The organism is Intrasporangium calvum DSM 43043, from assembly GCF_000184685.1.
GTDB classification, from domain to species: Bacteria; Actinomycetota; Actinomycetes; order Actinomycetales; family Dermatophilaceae; genus Intrasporangium; species Intrasporangium calvum.
This window is the reverse complement of sequence record NC_014830.1, coordinates 3,731,229-3,750,197: the sequence shown is the minus strand read 5'-3', so window position 1 is coordinate 3,750,197 and position 18,969 is coordinate 3,731,229. Positions and strand designations below refer to the sequence as shown.

Annotated in this window: 18 protein-coding genes; 9 read left to right on the top strand and 9 right to left on the bottom strand. The window is 71.7% G+C overall.

All coding sequences use genetic code 11. The features are described 5' to 3' along the window. Positions 1–83: 83 nt before the first annotated feature. On the bottom strand, positions 84–1,601 hold the full coding sequence (locus tag INTCA_RS17090; protein WP_013494179.1) for a PH domain-containing protein: 1,518 nt from the start codon (positions 1,599–1,601) through the stop codon (positions 84–86). Beyond that, positions 1,598–2,083 carry a PH domain-containing protein gene (locus INTCA_RS17085; protein WP_013494178.1) on the bottom strand — a complete coding sequence of 162 codons (486 nt, stop codon included), beginning with the start codon at positions 2,081–2,083 and terminating at the stop codon, positions 1,598–1,600. Before INTCA_RS17085 ends, INTCA_RS17090 begins: the two co-directional genes overlap by 4 nt. A 116-nt stretch (positions 2,084–2,199) precedes the next feature. Here INTCA_RS17085 and INTCA_RS17080 point away from each other — a divergent pair, with 116 nt between their 5' ends. Beyond that, the gene (locus INTCA_RS17080) at positions 2,200–3,228 is read left to right on the top strand and encodes an LLM class flavin-dependent oxidoreductase (RefSeq protein ID WP_013494177.1); all 1,029 of its coding nucleotides are present in this window, start codon (positions 2,200–2,202) and stop codon (positions 3,226–3,228) included. 104 nt (positions 3,229–3,332) lie between these two features. On the opposite strand, the gene INTCA_RS17075 is transcribed toward INTCA_RS17080, so the two are convergent. After that, positions 3,333–5,363, bottom strand: coding sequence for an NADPH-dependent 2,4-dienoyl-CoA reductase (locus INTCA_RS17075; protein WP_013494176.1), 2,031 nt, complete (start codon positions 5,361–5,363; stop codon positions 3,333–3,335). A 100-nt stretch (positions 5,364–5,463) separates the two neighbouring features. Then, positions 5,464–6,741: a DUF4921 family protein gene (locus INTCA_RS17070; protein ID WP_013494175.1), complete on the bottom strand. Its 1,278-nt coding sequence runs from the start codon at positions 6,739–6,741 to the stop codon at positions 5,464–5,466. Between the two features lie 31 nt (positions 6,742–6,772). On the opposite strand from INTCA_RS17070, the gene INTCA_RS17065 reads away from it, so the two are divergent. Next, positions 6,773–7,741 carry an NADPH:quinone oxidoreductase family protein gene (locus INTCA_RS17065; RefSeq protein ID WP_013494174.1) on the top strand — a complete coding sequence of 323 codons (969 nt, stop codon included), beginning with the start codon at positions 6,773–6,775 and terminating at the stop codon, positions 7,739–7,741. Positions 7,742–7,777: 36 nt separating this feature from the next. Here INTCA_RS17065 and INTCA_RS17060 read toward each other — a convergent pair whose 3' ends face one another. Together INTCA_RS17060 and INTCA_RS17055 are read right to left on the bottom strand one after the other, a co-directional pair. Then, complete coding sequence (locus tag INTCA_RS17060) at positions 7,778–8,248, bottom strand: TY-Chap domain-containing protein (protein ID WP_013494173.1); 471 nt, start codon at positions 8,246–8,248, stop codon at positions 7,778–7,780. Further along, on the bottom strand, positions 8,245–8,721 hold the full coding sequence (locus INTCA_RS17055) for an acyl-CoA thioesterase (RefSeq protein ID WP_013494172.1): 477 nt from the start codon (positions 8,719–8,721) through the stop codon (positions 8,245–8,247). The genes INTCA_RS17060 and INTCA_RS17055 overlap by 4 nt, the downstream gene beginning before the upstream one ends. 52 nt (positions 8,722–8,773) lie before the next feature. Here INTCA_RS17055 and INTCA_RS17050 point away from each other — a divergent pair, with 52 nt between their 5' ends. From INTCA_RS17050 to INTCA_RS17035, 4 genes are all read left to right on the top strand, one after another. Next, complete coding sequence (locus INTCA_RS17050; protein ID WP_013494171.1) at positions 8,774–9,307, top strand: DUF1697 domain-containing protein; 534 nt, start codon at positions 8,774–8,776, stop codon at positions 9,305–9,307. A 22-nt stretch (positions 9,308–9,329) separates the two neighbouring features. Then, complete coding sequence (locus INTCA_RS17045; RefSeq protein ID WP_013494170.1) at positions 9,330–10,349, top strand: LLM class flavin-dependent oxidoreductase; 1,020 nt, start codon at positions 9,330–9,332, stop codon at positions 10,347–10,349. 52 nt (positions 10,350–10,401) lie between these two features. Further along, positions 10,402–13,845, top strand: a complete 3,444-nt coding sequence (locus tag INTCA_RS17040; RefSeq protein WP_013494169.1) for a DEAD/DEAH box helicase — start codon at positions 10,402–10,404, stop codon at positions 13,843–13,845. Between the two features lie 117 nt (positions 13,846–13,962). After that, complete coding sequence (locus tag INTCA_RS17035) at positions 13,963–14,583, top strand: superoxide dismutase (protein WP_013494168.1); 621 nt, start codon at positions 13,963–13,965, stop codon at positions 14,581–14,583. A gap of 61 nt (positions 14,584–14,644) precedes the next feature. Here the strand turns inward: INTCA_RS17035 and INTCA_RS17030 are convergent, their stop codons facing one another. Next, on the bottom strand, positions 14,645–15,226 hold the full coding sequence (locus INTCA_RS17030; protein WP_013494167.1) for an ABC transporter permease: 582 nt from the start codon (positions 15,224–15,226) through the stop codon (positions 14,645–14,647). 214 nt (positions 15,227–15,440) lie between these two features. Between INTCA_RS17030 and INTCA_RS17025 the strand changes: the two genes are divergently transcribed. Continuing rightward, the gene (locus INTCA_RS17025) at positions 15,441–15,974 is read left to right on the top strand and encodes a hypothetical protein (RefSeq protein WP_013494166.1); all 534 of its coding nucleotides are present in this window, start codon (positions 15,441–15,443) and stop codon (positions 15,972–15,974) included. A gap of 107 nt (positions 15,975–16,081) precedes the next feature. Here the strand turns inward: INTCA_RS17025 and INTCA_RS17020 are convergent, their stop codons facing one another. Further along, the gene (locus tag INTCA_RS17020; RefSeq protein ID WP_013494165.1) at positions 16,082–16,594 is read right to left on the bottom strand and encodes a hypothetical protein; all 513 of its coding nucleotides are present in this window, start codon (positions 16,592–16,594) and stop codon (positions 16,082–16,084) included. Positions 16,595–16,748: 154 nt separating this feature from the next. On the opposite strand from INTCA_RS17020, the gene INTCA_RS17015 reads away from it, so the two are divergent. Further along, positions 16,749–17,264 (top strand): GNAT family N-acetyltransferase, encoded by a 516-nt coding sequence (locus INTCA_RS17015; RefSeq protein WP_041307925.1) that lies wholly within the window; start codon positions 16,749–16,751, stop codon positions 17,262–17,264. Positions 17,265–17,297: 33 nt separating this feature from the next. Here the strand turns inward: INTCA_RS17015 and INTCA_RS17010 are convergent, their stop codons facing one another. Next, positions 17,298–17,834 (bottom strand): Fur family transcriptional regulator, encoded by a 537-nt coding sequence (locus tag INTCA_RS17010; protein ID WP_013494163.1) that lies wholly within the window; start codon positions 17,832–17,834, stop codon positions 17,298–17,300. Positions 17,835–17,928: 94 nt separating this feature from the next. Here INTCA_RS17010 and tdh point away from each other — a divergent pair, with 94 nt between their 5' ends. Continuing rightward, positions 17,929–18,966: an L-threonine 3-dehydrogenase gene (gene tdh, locus INTCA_RS17005; RefSeq protein WP_013494162.1), complete on the top strand. Its 1,038-nt coding sequence runs from the start codon at positions 17,929–17,931 to the stop codon at positions 18,964–18,966. Positions 18,967–18,969 lie beyond the last annotated feature (3 nt).

Below are 18,969 nucleotides of genomic sequence, written 5' to 3'. Positions count from 1 at the left end.
CCGAGCAGACGCACCTTTCTTGAGTGGTAACGACTCAACTTTGCAACCAATTCCCGACCACGTCAAGACGTCCCCAGAATCGATCAGGTGAACTGCGTCACCAGCTCGGGGCTGACCTCGCCGAGCACTTCGTACGCCCGGTCCGGAGGCAGATCCACCACGTCGTAGTGCTGGCGACCGGCAGCCGTGGTGGCGACGAGGGTGACCACGTCGGCGCGCCGCTGGAAGAAGGACTGCCGGATCTTCCAGCCGATGACCCCGTCGCGTGCGAGGAGGATGCGGCGCCGGTCCAGCGAGCCGCTGCGGCTGACGAGGTGCCGGTCGGTGACCAGATGGCCGAGGCCGCGGTAACGGTCTCGACCGAGGAGCCAGGCGCCGGCCACCGACCCTGGCGCGAACCACAGCGGCCACCCGGGCCAGTCCCCCACCATCCACCCCAGGGCGAGCGCCGCCGTCAGGGCCAGCGGCAGCAGGACGGCTCGAGTGAGGCGGCGTCGGCCCGCCGCGGGTCCGTGCGGGATGAGGGCGTCGGAGACCGCACCGGCGTCCCCGGTCACGAGGGTCGCGACGCCGGCGACGACGTCGACGGGGGCGGGTGGGGACAGCCAGTCGGAGCCGCCCCCGGCCTCGCCCTGCAGTCCCGTGCTCAGGGCCTTGAGGCGACGACCGCCGGCGAGCCGGAGGCCCAGCTGCTCCCCCAGCTCGACGCCCCGGACCCGCGTGTGGTCGATCCCGACCTCCCGGCTGGTCAGCAGGCCGCGTCGCGTGTGGAGGCTGCCGGTCGGGCTCCGTGACAGTCGGAATCCCCAGAACGACAGGACGTAGGCGCCCACCGCGAGGAGGGACACGATGACCACCACCCCGAGCAGGTTGACCCACCAGGCCAGCTCACGGACCCAGGTGGCCCCGGACTCGTACAGGTCGCCCTGCTCGGAAAAGCGCCCGAGCCCCTGGCTGACGAACCCGAAGATCGCCGCCGCCGTGCCGATGCCGGTCATCGTGAACGGCGCGAACCGGACCCACGACGGGTCGAGCCGCAGCAGATCCTCGTCCGCGCCTGCCGCCTCCGTGCCGGGGGGAGGCGCCTCCATGTCCACGGCGGGTCCCGTGGGAGCGGGCAGGGTCGCGGTCACCGGGTCACCCGCCCCGAGCCGGTGCAGCAGCTCGCCGCGCAGCCGCCGCCCCTCCGCGATGCTGAGCGAGTCGAGGACGAGCCGGTCCTTGCCGCCGCTGCCCGTGGAGATCTCGACCTTGGCCAGGCCCAGCGCGCGGTGGTGCAGCTGGGCGGTCAGGTCCACCGTTCGCACCTTGTCGAGTCGCGCCGTCCGGGTCTGCTTGTGGAGCAGCCCGTGCTTGAGCTCGATCTGCTCGCTGCTGATCCGGTAGCGCGTCGTGAGCCAGCGGAGCAGTCCGAAGGCGACGATCACGGGCAGCGCGAGCAGCTCCCAGCGGTCGGAGTCCTCAGCGCCGATCCGGGCCACGAAGATCGCCAGGATGGCCGGCAGCGCCTGGAGCAGCGTCTGGAGCGGGTGGATGAGGAGCATCCGTTTGTCGAGGCGTCGCCACTCCGGCTCGGGGAGCGGTCGCCGCGTCTCGGTCACGTGGCGTCACCCTTCTCCGCGACGGCGGCCGTGGTCAACGTGTCGACGAGACCGCGCGCGACCTCGAGGTCCAGCCCCGCGATCTCCAGCGGTCCGGCGGCCGACGCGGTCGTGACGGTCACCGTCGCGAGGCCGAACAGCTGGGCGAGGGGTCCCCGCTCGAGGTCGACGGTCTGCACGCGGGAGAGAGGGGCGATCCGGCGCTCCTGGTTGAGCCAGCCCGTCTGGGTGTAGATCGCGTGCCGCGTCGCCTCCCAGCGGTGGACGCGGTAGCGCCAGCGGGGCATCCCGATCGCGTAGGCGGTGGAGAGCACGAGCCAGGCCACGGCGAGGACGACGTGGAGGGTGCGGTCGGCTGCGTGGTCGAGCAGCCACCAGCCGACCTGAGCGGCGCCGAGGAAGAGCGCGCCGAGGACCGCTTCCACCGTCCACATCCGGACGGCCCTCGGAGAGACGAGGTTGGCGGGCTCACGCAGCTGCACGTGCCCACCGTTTCACATGTGCCGGGGTCCCCTCAGGCCGTATGCCGCTGGGCTCGCTCCCCGACGCCCCCGGAGTCCGCTGCCTTCCGAGGGGACAGTCGCCTACGGTGGGGTCCATGAGCCTCGAACTCGGCCTCGACACCTTCGGCGACATCGCGAACGGCCCGGACGGGCAGCCGCTCCACCCGGCGGTCGTCATCCGGGAGGTGCTCGCCGAGGGGGAGCTGGCGGACCGGCTCGGTCTCGACTTCTTCGGCGTGGGGGAGCACCACCGCAAGGACTACGCGATCTCCGCGCCCGACACGGTGCTCGCGGCGCTCGCGGCCAGGACCGAGCGGATCCGGCTCGGCACGTCGGTCACCGTCCTGTCGTCCGATGACCCGATCCGGGTCTTCCAGCGATTCTCCACGGTCGACGCGATTTCCCGCGGCCGAGCCGAGATCACCGTCGGGCGAGGCTCGTTCATCGAGTCGTTCCCCCTGTTCGGCCTCGACCTGTCCGAGTACGAGACGCTTTTCGACGAGAAGCTGAGCCTCCTCGCGGCGGTCGTCGCCGAGCAGCCGGTGAAGTGGCAGGGCTCGATCCGACCCCCGGTCGAGGTCGAGTTCGTCCAGCCGGCGACCGAGTCCGGTCATCTCCCCGTCTGGGTCGGGGTCGGCGGCACGCCGCAGTCGGTGGTCCGGGCGGCGCACTACGGCTTCCCGGTCGTCATCGCCATCATCGGCGGGTCGGCGCGGCAGTTCGCTCCTCTCGCCGACCTCTACCGGCGCGCCCTCGAGGAGATGGGCAAGGAGCCGCGGCCCGTGGGGGTGCACTCGCCCGGTTACGTCGCGGCGACCGACGAGCAGGCCCTCGAGGAGTTCCTCCCGCACCAGGTCGCGTACATGAACAAGCTGGGACGCGAGCGCCGCTGGGCGCCCATGACGATGGAGCAGGCGAGGGAGCAGCTCGGCCCCGAGGGTGCGGTCTACTGCGGGTCCCCCGAGACCGTGGCCCGGAAGATCGCCGACACGGTGCAGGTCCTCGGGGCGACCCGGTTCCAGCTGAAGTACTCGGTCGGCACGCTGCCGCACGAGCTGCGGATGGAGAGCATCCGGCTCTATGCCACGGAGGTGGCGCCCCGGGTCCGCGAGCTGCTGGCGTGAGGCTCCTGCTCCTCGCGATGGGTTCGCCGCGCGAGGGGCGATGGGACGGCAGGTTCTGCGCACTCGACGGTGGTGGGTCGAGAGCGCAGCCCATGTCGGGTCGGTCAGAGGCTGGCGGCGAGCTCGGTGCCCTGCTTGATGGCGCGCTTCGCATCGAGCTCTGCGGCGACGTCCGCACCGCCGATGACGTGGACGTTCACGCCGCGGCCCCGGAGGGCCGGGGCGAGACCGTTGACCGACTCCTGCCCCGTGCAGAGGACGATCGTGTCGACGTCGAGCACCTGCGGGTCGCGATGGTCCTCCCCAAAGCTGATGTGCAGCCCAGCGTCGTCGATCCGCTCGTAGTTGACCCCGACGTGGTGGTGGACGCCCTTGGCCTTCAACGCCGCCCGGTGCACCCAGCCTGTCGTCCTGCCGAGCCCCTTCCCGATGGTCGTGCTCTTGCGCTGGAGGAGGTGCACCTCCCGCGGCGACGGTGCCGGGGCCGGCCTGACGAGGCCGCCGCGCGAGGCATCGGGCGCACCGACCCCCCACTCGGCCATCCACTCCGCCACGGACAACGGGGAGTCGACGGTGTGGTGCCCCTGCGTCAGGAACTCGGACACGTCGACCCCGATCCCACCGGCGCCCATGACGGCCACGGTCCGCCCGACGGGTGCGCCGTCACGGACCAGCTCGGCGTACGTGATGACCTTGGGGTGGTCGACCCCCGGAAGGTCAGGGATCCGCGGTTCCACGCCCGTCGCGACGACGACCTCGTCGAACTCGGTCAGGTCGTCGACGGAGGCTGGCCGCCCCAGGTGGACCTTGACGCCCGTGACGTCGAGGCGGCGCCGGTAGTAGCGGATCGTCTCGGCGAAGTCCTCCTTGCCAGGGATCCGCATCGCGATGGCGAACTGACCCCCGATGTCGTCAGCCGCCTCGAAGAGCTCGACCTCGTGGCCGCGCTCGGCAGCCGCCACGGCCGTGGCCAGGCCCGCCGGTCCGGCCCCGACGACGGCGACGCGCCTGACCGTGCGGGTCGGAGCCAGCACGAGCAGCGTCTCGTGGCCCGCCCGGGGGTTGACGAGGCAGGAGGCCGTCTTCTTCGCGAAGGTGTGGTCGAGGCACGCCTGGTTGCAGGCGATGCACGTGTTGATCTCGTCGGCCCGTCCCTCGGCCGCCTTGAGCACCCAGTCGGGGTCGGCGAGGAAGGGCCGCGCCATCGATACGAGATCGGCCTTGCCGTCGGCCACGACCTGCTCCGCGAGGTCCGGCATCGAGATCCGGTTCGAGGCGATGACCGGGATCGACACCTCGGGCCGCAGCCGTGCGGTGACCTCGACGAACGCGCCTCGGGGGACCGAGGTGACGATCGTCGGGACCCGGGCCTCGTGCCAGCCGATCCCGGTGTTGATGATGGTCGCGCCGGCCGCCTCGACCTCCTTGGCCAGGGCGACGATCTCCTCCCAGGACTGGCCGTCGGGGACGAGGTCGAGCATCGACAGCCGGTAGATCACGATGAAGTCCGGCCCGACCGCCTCGCGCACCGCTCGGACCACCTCGACCGGGAGGCGTCGGCGGTTCTCCGGGGTGCCGCCGTAGGCATCGGTGCGCTGGTTGGTCCGCGGGGCGAGGAACTGGTTGAGGAAGTAGCCCTCCGACCCCATGATCTCGACCCCGTCGTACCCGCCCTCGCGGGCCAGCCGGGCGCAGCGGGCGTAGGCCTCCACCTGCCGGCGGACGCCGGCCTCGGACAGGCCGCGGGCCGTGAAGCGCGAGATCGGGGCCTTGCTCGTCGACGCCGTCACGCCGAGCGGGTGGTAGGCGTACCGCCCCGCGTGGAGGATCTGCAGGGCGATCTTGCCGCCCTCGCGGTGCACTGCGTCGGTGACCCGCCGGTGCCGGCGGGCCTGGCGGGGCGTCATGAGGACGGACCCTCCCGGGTAGAGGGAACCCTCCAGGTTCGGCGCGTAGCCCCCCGTCACCATGAGGGCGACCCCGCCCCGAGCCCGCTCGGCGAAGTACGAGGCGAGGCGGTCCACCTCCGCGGCCCGGTCCTCGAGACCGGTGTGCATCGAGCCCATGACGACGCGGTTGCGCAGCGTCGTGAAGCCCAGGTCCAGCGGCTGGAGGAGGCGGGGGTAGCTACTCACCCGCCCGAGCGTATCGGGCCGCTACTCCCGGGTAGCCAGCCCAGCGGCATACGTCACAATGGCCTGCCTGCCCCCGCCGGGCTCGCCGCCGTCCGGACGCTCAGTCGGCGGGCCGAACCGTCGCAGACACCGCCCCAGCCTCGACGAGCCCCCGCAACCGGCCGACCACCCGCTCGTGGACGGACCAGGGGCTGACGGTGTTGACGTAGATCTTCGTCCCGCCCTCGAACCCGGCCAAGGTCGAGATCCGCCACTTCAGCACGGCCCGGAGCGGCATCGGCAGGTCCACCGACGGCGGGCGGTGGTGCCACTCCTCGTTGCTCGGGACCTCCACCCCGGTCGCGGCGTGGCAGGCGTGCAGCAGGTCGGCGAAGTCACGGACCTCGTCGGAGGTCAGCTCCCACGGGCACCGGTCCGTCACCAGCGAGTGCACCTCCAGCGAGGGGAAGCGGTGCCCGATCCCGACGAAGGCCACCGCGCTGGGAGTGCGCGCGACCAGGAGACCGCGCTCAGCGGCATACCGCTGCCCCCATCGCTCGTAGAGGTCGGGCTCCTGGGCGAGGTGCTCGACCTCCCGCTCGAGGTCCGCGCCGAGCTCGTCGATGGCGACGACCTGCTTGTGCAGGTGGTCGAACGAGGCTCCGGCGGGCTGGAGCCAGTTCTGGAAGACGCTGACGTAGCGGGCGTGCTCGTTGTCGCGATAGACGTCGCGCATCGTGCCGATGGAGAAGTCGACGTACGTCCGGTGCTCCTCGGGGGTGAGCCGACCCGAGCCGCGCAGGCGCGAGTCGTCCCGGGCGCCCTCCTCGAAGTGCCGGCGCGCGACGACGAGCAGGTGGTTGCCGGCGAACAGCCCGGTCGCCTCGCGCTCGACCTCCGCATCGGTGAGCGGGCCGTCGACGGTGCCCTCGGCGGATCGAGCGGCGATCCGGATCCGCGCCAGCCGCTCGACGTGCTCGCGCCCCACCGGCGTCGACAGGTAGGTCTCGCGTCGCGCCGTCATCTCCGCGGTCGGTTCCCAGCCGTGGGTCAGGTGCCAGTAGTCGAAGGACAGGATCTCGAAGAGGTTCGGCACGAGCCGGAAGTCCGCCGGGGAGGCCGCGACCTGCTCCGCGGTCAGGCCCCGCACCTCCCGCCACCCGTCCGCGGACGCCTCGTCGCGGACGAGCCGCGCGATCTCCGGGGTCGTCTCGAGGACCCGCTCCGGGCAGAAGGCGCAGATCCGGTCGGCGTCCGCAGGGTCGATCGGCAGCGGGGGGCGGGCGACCCGGTCGATCGGGCGGCGACCCCGGCCCGGCAGCGTCCACACCTTCGTGCCGGTGAACGGGTTGACCTGCTTGATGGTCCCGTCGGGGAGCGTCGTCAGCGGATCGAGCACCCGGCCAGCCTAGGCCGCTAGTCTCCCGTCCATGCGCGCAGCCAGAGTCTCTGCCCTCGACGGACCCGCGGCCGTCACCGTCGACGAGGTGGACGAGCCGACACCTCAGCCCGGCGACGTCCTCATCGACGTGCACGAGGCGGGGGTGAGCTTCCCCGACGTGCTGCTGACCCGGGGCCTCTACCAGATGAAGCCGGACCTCCCTTTCGTTCTCGGGGCCGAGTGCGCCGGGGTCGTGCGGGAGGCGCCGGAGGGCAGCCGCTTCGAGCCCGGCGACCGAGTCGCTGCCTTCCCGATCCTCGGCGCCTTCGCCGAGACGGTCGCGGTGCCCGAGGCGATGGTCTTCCCGCTGCCCGACAGCGTCTCCTTCACGACCGGCGCGGCCCTCCTGATGAACTACCTCACGGTGCACTTCGCGCTCGTGCGGCGGGCGCGGCTCGAGCGCGGTGAGACGGTGCTCGTCCACGGTGCGGCCGGCGGCATCGGCACGGCCGCGGTCCAGCTGGCCCGGGGCATGGGTGCCCAGGTCATCGCGGTCGTCTCGTCCGAGGAGAAGCGCGCCGTCGCCGAGCGGGCCGGCGCGCACCACGTCATCCTCACCGAGGGATTCCTCGCCGCGGCCAAGGACCTCACGGGGGGCCGGGGGGCCGACGTCGTCGTCGACCCCGTGGGGGGCGACCGGTTCACCGACAGCCTCCGCAGCCTCGCCCCCGAGGGGCGCCTCCTCGTCATCGGGTTCACCGCGGGTGCGATCCCGGAGGTGAAGGTGAACCGGCTGCTCCTCAACAACATCAGCGTCGTCGGGGTCGCCTGGGGTGCGATGTGGCTGGGGGAGCCGGGCTACCTCCGGGCCCAGTGGGACGCCATCACACCCCTCCTCGAGAACGGCGCCATCGACCCTCCCATCGGCGGCACCCACCCGCTCGCCGAGGCCGCCGTCGCGCTGGCCGAGATCGACGAGCGACGGGCCGTGGGCAAGCTGACGCTGCGGGTCCGCTGAGCCGGCCCCCCGTCGAGTGTGCAGTTCCTGACCGGGTCAGGGGCCGCGGCGGACGTCGACCTTGCTCGGCACCTCGGCGCCCAGCACGCCACGGAGGCTCGCGGCGAGCAGGTCCGCGGCGTCAGCCGCCTCCCACACCGGGAAGGTCGCGGTCAGGTCGGGCTCAGCCCCGGGGCGCTCCCAGCCGAGCGTGACGAGCGTGTCGAGCTCTCGAGGTGTCAGGTCGGTGACGCCCTCGAACTCGGCGTCGGCGATGCACTCGAGGGCGAGGACGCCCTCGATGAGCCGGGCCTGGAGGAAGGTGTCCGGAACGGTTGCGGGGGGTCGCGGTGGTGCGAGCGCCCGGCGCCACCCCTTCCGCGCCTGCGCCCTCCGCTCCGCGACGGTTGCCGCGGAGTCCACGTGGACGACGAAGGTCACCCAGTCGTCGGGACCCAGCTCGGCCAGCAGCTCAGCCGTGCGGGCGCTCCACGAGTCCCAGGGCTCCTCCGCCGACTCGATGCTCACGGCTCGTCCTGTGACGGATCGTCCACGACCGCCGACTCGAGCAGCCGGCGGAGGTGCTCCGGGATCGGCGTGGGCTTGCGGGTGTCGGCGTCGATCTCCACGTGGACCCAGTGGCCCACCGCCTTCGGTGCGCCGTCGCCCACGGAGGCGGCCGCGGGGTCGACGAAGAGGCCGAGCTGGTAGGTGACGCTGCTCGTCCCCAGCCGCGTGATGCGCAGGCCGACGACGATCGGGGTCGGGAAGGCCACCTCCGCGTAGAACGTGCACCCTGACTCGGCGACGACGCCCTGGGTCGGGTCGGTCAGGGGGTCGATGGTGACGTGGTCGGCCTGCCAGCCGTTGATCGCCGAGTCGAACAGCTCGTAGTAGACGGCGTTGTTGAGGTGCCCGTACATGTCGTTGTCGGACCATCGAGTCGTCACCGGGCGATGGACCGGGAAGTCGGAGAGCGTCAGCGTGCGCGGGTCGACCACCCGCCCATCCTGCCCGACGACACGCGGCCGTGGGCCACGTAGCCTGCATTTCATGTCCACCTGGATCGTCTTCCTGCGCGCCGTCAACGTCGGGGCCCGGACGTACCCGATGGCCGAGCTGCGCGACCTCCTCACGAAGGAGGGGTACGGCGACGTCGAGACGCACATCCAGACCGGCAACGTGCGACTGACGAGCCCGATGCGCTCCCGCGCCAAGGTCGAGGGGGCACTCGAGGCGCTGTTCGAGGCAGACCGCCGCTTTCCCGTGGTGACGATGGCGTTCACCCCGCGGGAGCTGACCCAGGTGGCGCACGACGCGACCGGCCTGGCGGAAGCGAGCCCAGCGGCATACGGCCAGTACGTCAGCCTGCTCAAGTCGGCCCCCAGCGCTGCGGAACGCGAACGGGTGGAGGCACTCTCACGCGAAGGCGAGCGGATCCTCGTGCGCAACAGGGCCGTCCACTTCCAGTTCGACGTGCCCTACCACGCCGCGAAGATCTCGAACGCCGCGATCGAGAAGGTCCTCGGTCCGGCGACGAACCGTAACGTCAAGGTCATCCATGCCCTCGCCGAGAAGTGGGGCTGACACCGATGCACGCGGAGGTCTGATGAAGAAGATCGGTTTCCTGTCCTTCGGGCACTGGACCCCGTCGCCCCACTCGCAGACGCAGTCCGCCGCCGACGCGCTGCTCCAGTCGATCGAGCTCGCCGTCGCCGCCGAGGAGCTCGGAGCCGACGGTGCGTACTTCCGCGTCCACCACTTCGCGCGCCAGCTCGCCTCGCCCTTCCCCCTGCTCGCCGCGATCGGCGCTCGCACGAGCCGGATCGAGATCGGCACGGGCGTCATCGACATGCGCTACGAGAACCCGCTCCACCTGGCCGAGGACGCCGGTGCCGCCGACCTCATCTCGGGCGGTCGTCTCCAGCTCGGGATCAGCCGCGGCTCACCCGAGCAGGTCATCGACGGGTGGCGCTACTTCGGTCACGTGCCGGCCGAGGGTTCGGACGCGGCGGCGATGGCCCGCGAGCACGCCCGGGTGTTCCTCGACGTGCTCGAGGGTGAGGGCTTCGCCGAGCCCAACCCCCGGCCGATGTTCCCCAACCCACCCGGCCTGCTGCGCCTCGAGCCGCACTCGCCGGGGCTGCGCGACCGGGTCTGGTGGGGTGCGGGGACGCGGACCACGGCCGAGTGGACCGCGGAGCTGGGGATGAACCTGATGAGCAGCACCCTGCTCACCGAGGACACCGGAGTGCCGTTCCACCAGCTCCAGGCCGAGCAGATCGAACGGTTCCGCGAGGCCTGGAGGACCGCTGGTCACGAGCGCCAGCCGCGGGTCTCGGTGAGCCGCAGCATCTTCCCGATCGTGAGCGACCTCGACCGCCAGCTCTTCCTCCGCGAGACGGCGAGCCAGGACCAGGTCGGCCACCTCGAAGGGGGCCTGGCCCGCTTCGGGAAGAGCTACGCCGGTGAGCCCGAACGGCTCGTCGCCGAGCTGGCCGGGGACGAGGCCGTCGCGGCGGCCGACACCCTGCTCCTCACCCTCCCCAACCAGCTCGGGGTCGACTACAACGCCCATGTCATCGAGAGCGTCCTGACCCACGTCGCCCCGGAGCTCGGCTGGCGCTGACGCCTGTGGATCGACCGGACGTGGTGTCGCACGGCCAGCCTAGAGTCGGTCCATGGTGTGGAGCGTGGGTCGGGCGACGTGGGTCGGGGACCTGACCGACCCCGAGATCGCGCAGCAGGTCGGCACCCGCACCTTCGAGCGCGGCTCGCACTACGCCGCGCAGCACCGGGTGCGCTCGCTCGCGGCGCGGCCCGAGGGGATGATGATCCTCGGGACCGTCGAGGGCACCGGCTCACAGACCTACCAGGCCATCGTCGAGGCACGGCCCCACCCGAAGGGCCGCGCCCCGTTGTGGTCCGGTCGCTGCAGCTGCCCGGTCGGCTCGGACTGCAAGCACGTCGTGGCGCTGCTCCTCCTGGCCCGTGACGTCGCGCACGGCAAGCAGCCGCCCGCCCCGAGCGCCGAGCCCGTCGGGGTCGACGGGCCGGCTGTCCCCGGCGCGCCGGTCGGCCCACCGCGGGAGACGCACTGGTCGGAGGTTCTCGGCCACGTGCGCCCCCGACCGCGTGAGCCTGACCAGGCACCTGCGTCGCCCGAGCCGCGCGGCGACCTCATGCCCGCAGGGCTCTTCGTGGACACGATCTACCGCGGCGCCGGGTGGCAACGGCAGCCGGAGATCGGCTACGGGCTGCGCGCCACCCGCCGGACGCGCACCGGCACGTGGCACCAGAGCCTCAGCTGGCACGACGCCCTGCCCCAGTGGCGCTCCGGGATGCGCTACCTGCCGGAGCACGAGCGGATCATGACCCGCCTGCGCGACGAGGTCCGCAAGGGGTCCGGCAACACCACCTACTTCACCGCCGCCACCCCGCTCGCCCTCGACGCCGGCCCCGAGGTCTGGCCCCTGCTCGTGGAGGCGAGGGACGCGGGGATCGCCATCCTTCCCGGCGAGGGCGTCGTGGGCCCGGTGGCGGTGCTCGACGACCCGGCCCGGCTCGTGCTCCACGTCCTGCGCGCCGCGGACGACTCCGGCGACCTGCTGCTGCGCGTCACGGTGGAGGGCCTGCCGGAGACGCAGGGCGAGCTGCTCCTCGTGGGCGAGCCGGTCCACGGCGTCGCCATCGAGGGCGCCGACGGGTCGCTCACCCTCCTGCCGCTGGAGCAGGACCTCGGGCTGGGTCGCGAGGCGATCCGCCAGGCCGAGGACGGACTGAGGGTGCCGGCCGACGAGCGCGCGACGTTCCTCCGGGCGGCGGTCCCGGGGCTGCGCGACCACGTCCGGATCCGCTCCGAGGTGCCCCTGCCCGCGCCGGAGGCGGACTCCGTCCCGAGCCCGCAGCGGGTCCAGGTGCACGTCCACCTGCTGGCCGACGTGCCCGGCGAGCTGCGCCTCGACCTCGGCTTCGCCTATGACGGGCACGTCCGAGCATTCACGACACCCCGGTTCGGCGGCGCGACACGCGACCGGTCAGCCGAGCAGGCGGTGCTCGAGGCGGCGACCGCGCTGCTGGCCGTTCCGCGTGCGACCTGGCGCGACTCGACCGGCCACCTCCACCTGACGAGTCGGCTGGATCTCAAGGGGGTCGATGCGGCGCGTTTCCTCGTGGAGCACCTGGACGAGCTCGAGAGCGACGAGCACGTGCTCGTCGAGGTCGACGGCGAGCTGCCCGTCTACGAGGAGGTGACGAGCGCCCCCGTCATCCGCCTGGGCACCTCCGACCGCGAGTCCGATGGTGCCGCGTTCGGTCCCGGGGCCGGCGATGGAGCCGCGACGGACTGGTTCGACCTGCGCGTGTCCGTCGAGGTGGACGGTGAGGAGGTCCCGTTCGAGCCGCTCTTCGCGGCGCTCGCCGGCGGTGAGGAGGTGATGCTCCTCGAGTCGGGGGCATGGTTCCGGCTCGACCGGCCCGAGCTCGTCCACCTGCGTGACCTCATCGCGGAGGCGCGGGAGATCGCCGACCCGCAGACCGGCGGGCTGCGACTCTCGGCTCACCACGTCGACCTCTGGGAGGAGCTGGCGGCTCTCGGTGTCGTCGACCGCCAGAGCGCCCGGTGGGCCGGGAACATCGCGGCGCTGCGCTCCGAGGTGGACACGCCGGCGCCCCCGGTGCCGGCGGCTCTCCGAGCGACCCTCCGGCCCTACCAGGTCGAGGGCTACCACTGGCTCGCCCGGCTCTGGGACGCCCGGATCGGCGGGATCCTCGCCGACGACATGGGACTCGGCAAGACGCTCCAGGTCATCGCCGTGCTGGCCCGGGCCGACGAGCGCGGCGACCTCGGACCGCTCGACGACGCCGGTCGTCAGGGGCGTGGGCCGGTCCTCATCGTCGCCCCGACGAGCGTCGTCGGCACCTGGCTCGGCGAGTTCGAGACCTTCGCGCCCCACCTTCGCGTCGTCGCCCTGACCGAGACGAGCCGCAAGCGAGGCACGACAGTCACCGAGGCCATCGGTGCCGCGCAGGTGGTGGTGACGTCGTACGCCGTGCTGCGGCTCGACGACGCGGCGTTCCACGCGGTCCAGTGGGGAGGGGTGGTGCTCGACGAGGCGCAGTTCGTCAAGAACCGGCAGGCCAAGACGCATGTGGCCATCCGCCGCCTCGGTGCACCCTTCACCGTCGCCGTCACCGGCACACCCCTGGAGAACTCGCTCATGGACCTCTGGGCGCTGCTGTCCCTCACCGCGCCCGGCCTCTACCCGAGGCCGGACGTGTTCACGAAGAACTATCGCAAGCCGATCGAGTCCGGCACCCGGCCGGAGCTGCTGGACCACCTCCGTCGCCGCATCCGCCCACTCATGCTGCGCCGTACGAAGGAGCAGGTGGCGCTCGACCTCCCGCCCAAGCAGGTCCAGGTCGTGCCGCTCGATCCCCACCCGGTCCACCGCCACATCTACGACCAGCACCTGCAACGCGAGCGGCAACGCGTGCTCGGCCTGCTCGCCGACGCCGAGGGCAACCGGGTCGCCATCCTCGCCTCGCTCACCCGGCTGCGCCAGCTCGCCCTCGACCCCGCGCTCGTTGACGAGGCGCACCGTGGCAAGGCGACCGCCGCGAAGGTCGAGTTCCTCGTCGAGCAGCTCCGCGAGCTCGCCGCGGAGGGCCACCGTGCCCTCGTGTTCAGCCAGTTCACCGGCTTCCTGCGAGTCGTCGAGGGCGCGCTCGCGGCTGCCGGCCTGCGCACCGCCTACCTCGACGGCTCGACGACGGACCGGCCCTCGGTCATCCGGGGCTTCCGCCACGGTGATGCGACGGCGTTCCTGATCAGCCTCAAGGCTGGTGGGTTCGGCCTGACGCTGACGGAGGCCGACTACGTCTTCGTCCTCGACCCGTGGTGGAATCCGGCCGCCGAGGCGCAGGCCATCGACCGGGCGCACCGCATCGGGCAGGACAAGCCGGTCACCGTCTACCGGCTCGTGTCCGCCGGCACGATCGAGGAGAAGGTCGTCGCCCTCCAGGAGCGCAAGCGCGATCTCTTCCAGCGCGTCGTGGACGAGGGCGGTGCGCTGGCTGGCGCCATCACGGCGGACGACGTCAAGGACCTGCTCGACCTGGCGTGAGCGCCCGTCAGTGGGCCCGCCACGACGGGCGGCGGGTCAGGGCGCCCTGTCCCGCGCCCTCACGCGCGTCATAGAGTGGACGCGGCCCCTGAACGTCTTCTAGGAAAGGAACGACAAGTGGCTTACACGCTTCCCGAGCTCGACTACGACTACGCAGCCCTCGAGCCGCACATCAGCGCTCGCATCATGGAGCTGCACCACAGCAAGCACCACAAGGCCTACGTCGACGGCGCGAACGCCGCAGTCGCAAAGCTCGAGGAGCTGCGCGAGTCGGGCGACTACGCAGCGGTCAACGGCGTCGAGAAGAACCTCGCGTTCCACCTCGGTGGCCACACCAACCACTCGGTGTTCTGGAAGAACATGAGCCCGGACGGCGGCGGACGACCCGAGGGTGAGGTCGCGGCCGCGATCGACGAGTACTTCGGCGGTTTCGACAAGTTCCAGGCGCACTTCAACGCCAACGCCAACGCCATCCAGGGCTCGGGCTGGTCCATTCTGTCCTGGGACACCCTCGCCGCGCGGCCGCACATCATGCAGCTGTTCGACCAGCAGGGCAACATCCCGGTCGGCCAGATCCCGCTCCTCCAGCTCGACATGTGGGAGCACGCGTTCTACCTCCAGTACGAGAACGTCAAGGCTGACTACGTCAACGCTTGGTGGAACGTCGTCAACTGGCAGGACGTCGCGGCCCGCCTCGAGCGCGCCAAGGCAACCGCGGGCCTGATCATCTCCGCCTGACTCAAGGCAGTCGCACTCAGAGGGCGGGCCTCCGCACGGGAGCCCGCCCTCTGCGCACCGCTCAAGCAACCACCTTCTGCCGTATGCCGCTGGGCTCAGTAGCGTGCTCGGCTGCAGTCGGGCGACCGCCGGGTTCCGTGCGGAAGGTCCGGCTCAGCAGGAGCGCCGCCCCGATCGTCCAGGTGAGCAGGACGAGCAGGTGCAGGCCGGTCGAGGGCCAGAGCTCGACCCCCGGCGTCATGGCGTCGGTCAGGGCCCTGGAGGCGTGCCGCAGCGGGAAGACCCACGAGATCGTGTCGAGCCACGTCGGGAACTTCGGGCCGATGACGAAGATGTCCGAGACGAAGCACAGCGGAAGCAGGGTGCCGAGGCTCATCCCGATCGCGGACTGGGCGGTGCGCGCGATCGAGGCCACGGCCAGCCCGATGACGCAGAATGCGATGGCTGACACGACCAGGACCAGCAGGGCCACGGCCCAGCCGGTTGGGAGTCCGGGCCGGTAGAGCGCGGCCGTCACCGCGGCGATGACCAGCAGGGTCAGCACAGCGACGAAGAGTGCCCCGATGACCCTGCCCAGGACGAGCAGCCACAGGGGCAGCGGCGTGGCCCGGACCGACCGCGGGAACCTCCGCCAGACCCACACCCCCGGGCAGTCGGAAGGAGATCACGCTCTCCCCGCCGGCCGTGGCAGCCAGCCCGTCCGGGGACCGGGAAGGGCCGAACGTCCCGCCTCTCAACCCCGCGTGACACTCCGCCCTTCGTCCTGCCTGCCAGACGGGGACCTTTGCCTCTGGACCGGGCCGTCCGACGGGCATATGGCTGGAACGGGAGAGGAAGAGGGGAGGAGGTGAGTACACATGGCAACGATTGAAAGACCCGTGACCACACCGTCCGAGATGAGGCACCCCGAGACCATCGCTCCCCGGCGGAACGCCTGGGTGGCCTGGCTCATGGTGATCCTCCTGGCGGTCGGGCTGGCCGCCGGGTTCCTCATCGGTCGCGCCACGGTGCCCGAGGCGAAAGCCCCTGCACCCCCACGTGACCTCGCTGGAACCACGGTGTCCCAGCTGCTGACCGACTACGCGGCCGTGGTCAACAGCGGTGTCAAGCCTGACATTGCCGGCCTCTACGCGACGGACGCGACGATGTCGAGCAACGTCGCGTGGATGTCGGACGAGCCCTGGCTCGTCACCGGTGACCAGGCCATTGCGTCGGCCATCGGAAGCTGGTGGGACTACCAAGGTTTCCGCCTGGACAACGCGGGCACGGCGATCCAGAAGGGTGACCTGGTGATGCAGTCCTTCGACAGCGCCTTCGGGCCGGCCCTGATGGTCTTCCAGTTCGACAACGGCAAGATCGTGAACCAGTGGATCCTCCAAGCCGTCCGGTGAGGACTGCGCTGGTCCACCTGACTCACTCGCAAGAGGTTGTCCGGCACCTGGTGCCGGACAACCTGTGCCCCCCGCAAGCGCCGCAGGACGTGCGGCGCCAGGTCAGCTCACGTGGTCCCGTAGGTGATGTCGCCGGTCCAGGTTCCCCACGTGGAGCCGTCCGGTCCCGAGATCGTGCCGACCGCCGTACCGGTCCCGTCGCCCGTTGCGCCCGCGAACCGTCCAGTGCCGCCGGCGATGGTCCACGTCAGGGAGACGTCACTGCGCGTCGGGTTCTCCAGAGAGTCGAGCTGGAAGGTCCCCCAGTACGACATCCACACCTGGTCGCCGTTGGCGGCAGTCAGGATCGTCGCTCCGTGGTCGAACCGCCCCTCGAGCGCGTACGTGCAGTGTGTCACCGTGACGGTCACCCGGCCCAAGTGTGAGAACCACCCGGTCGAGGTCTGGCCGTACCGCCAGCTCGTTCCTTCCGGGCAGTCGACGGGCGGCCCGTAGGCATCCGGTGCGGGCGCCGACCACCCCTTGAGGGGCCGGGCCGGCCCCTCGGCCGCCGCCGCGCTCGGCAGGCCCGTCGTGAGCACGGCCGCCCCCACGGCCAGTGCGGTGAGTTGCTTGCGCATGGTGTCTCCTCCTCCTGTGACATGGCGCACACCGGAGGTTAGGCACCGCCATCGCGGCCGCAGCAGGGGCGAACGTCCCGATGCCGTATGCCGCTGGGCTCGCTCCCCGGGACGGTGGTGCGGTCGAGCAGGTGGCTGGGTGACAATCGCGGCCATGGCGTTCACGATCAGGGTCGCGGTGCCGGACGACTTCACCGCGGTCGGCGAGGTCACGGTGCGCGCCTACCTCAGCGGCGGCCACCTGCACGAGGGGTCGACGTATGTGCAGACCCTGGCCGACGCGAGCCGGCGTGCCGAAGGGGCGGAGCTGTGGGTCGCGGCGGACGACGCCGACGGGCGCGTGCTCGGCACGGTCACGTTCGCCGCCCCGGGGACGCCGTTCCACGAGATTGCCGAAGCGGGGGAGGCCGACGTGCGGATGCTCGCGGTCGACCCGGCGGCGCAGGGGCAGGGGATCGGTGAGGCGCTGATGGTCCGGTGCCTCGAGCGGGCCCGCGCCCTCGGCCTCACGGGAGTCGCCCTCTCGACCCAGCCGTCGATGCGCGCCGCGCATCGGGTCTACGAGCGACTCGGCTTCGTGCGGGTGCCCGAGCGGGACTGGCAGCCGATGCCAGGGATCGACCTGCTGGCCTACCGCCGCGACCTGACCGAGCCTGAACCAGCAGCTTGAACCGGCCCGACCAGGCCTGTCGCAGCGGTTTGCCTATGCGGTACCGCCGCAGTCCGCGCATCGGCCGAGCAGGGCCGCGTGGGTCGTGTCGAGCTCGAACCCGAGCTCCTCGCGCAGTCGGCGGCCGGCCTCGTCGAGCACGGCGACCGGCGCGTCCTGGACCCGCCCGCAGACCGAGCACTGCACGTGCAGGTGGCCGTTGCTGAGAGGGCCGTCGCCGAGGGGGTCGCCGTCGACCGGACCGACCGACGCCGGGCCGGGTTCGCGAACCGGCTCGCCCGGGGTCACGGCGAGGTGGTAGACGGTCGCGCTGCCGCCGAGGTGGATGTGCGAGAGCACCCCGGCATCGGTGAGGGACGTCAACGTCCGGTAGACGGTCGCCCGGTGGACCGACGGCTCGAGCTGCGTGACGCGTTCGCCGATCTGCTCCGCTGTGAGGTGCTCGTCGGTGCGGTCCGCGGCGTCGATGACGCGCAGCACCGCCTCGCGCGCGGGGGTCACCCGTTCGCCGAGCACCCGAAGTCGGGCCAGCGCCCAGTCGACCCGGGCGACGTCACGGTTCGCGCTCACGGGGCCATTATCGGCGAGAGCCCCACTGCTCCACCGCGCTGGGCCGGCCCGGGCCGCGCGACCGAGCCCAGCGGCATACGGCACACTGCTTCTCGTGCGCGCTCTCACCAAGCTGACCGCGGGGCCCGGCCTCGAACTGGTTGATCGTCCGGAGCCGCAGTGCGGCCCGACCGACGTCAAGATCCGCGTCCTTCGGGCCGGCCTCTGCGGGACCGACCTCCACCTCCAGGAGTGGGACGACTGGGCGGCAGCGACGGTGCAGCCGCCGCTCGTCATCGGCCACGAGTTCTACGGCGAGGTCGTCGAGATCGGCGAGGACGTCGACCACGTGGCCGTCGGCGACCGCGCCTCCGGCGAGGGGCACATCGTCTGTGGCGTGTGCCGCAACTGCCGCGCCGGCCGGCGCCACCTGTGCATCCGGACCCAGGGGATCGGGGTCAACCGGGACGGCGCCTTCGCGGACTTCGTCGTCATCCCGGCGAGCAACGTCTGGGTGCAGCCGGCGCAGCTCGACCCGGATCTCGGGGCCGTCTTCGACCCGCTGGGCAACGCGACGCACACGGCGCTCCAGTGGCCGATGGTCGGCGAGGACGTCGTCATCACCGGCGCCGGTCCGATCGGCGTCATGGCGGCCGCGATCGCCCGGCACGCCGGGGCGCGCTACGTCGTGGTCTCGGACGCGAGCGACTACCGGCTCGGCCTCGCGACGGCGGCCGGAGCGGACCTCACCATCAACGTCACCCGCGAGTCGCTCGCCGACGCCCAGCGGCAGCTCGGCATGAAGGAGGGCTTCGACATCGCGCTCGAGATGTCCGGCGCGGCGCCCGCGGTGACCGACCTCATCACCAACATGAACCACGGCGGCCGGATCGCGCTGCTCGGACTGCCGCACCAGGCCTACGAGCTCGACTGGGGCAAGGTCATCACGCACATGCTGACGCTCAAGGGCATCTACGGGCGCGAGATGTACGACACCTGGTACGCCATGTCCCAGATGATCGCGACCTCGGAGACCTTCCGGTCAGCGGTCACCCAGGTCATCACGCACCGTTTCCCCGCCGAGCAGTGGGAGGAGGCCTTCGCCACCGCTCGTTCGGGGCAGTGCGGGAAGGTCGTCCTCGACTGGAGCTGACCT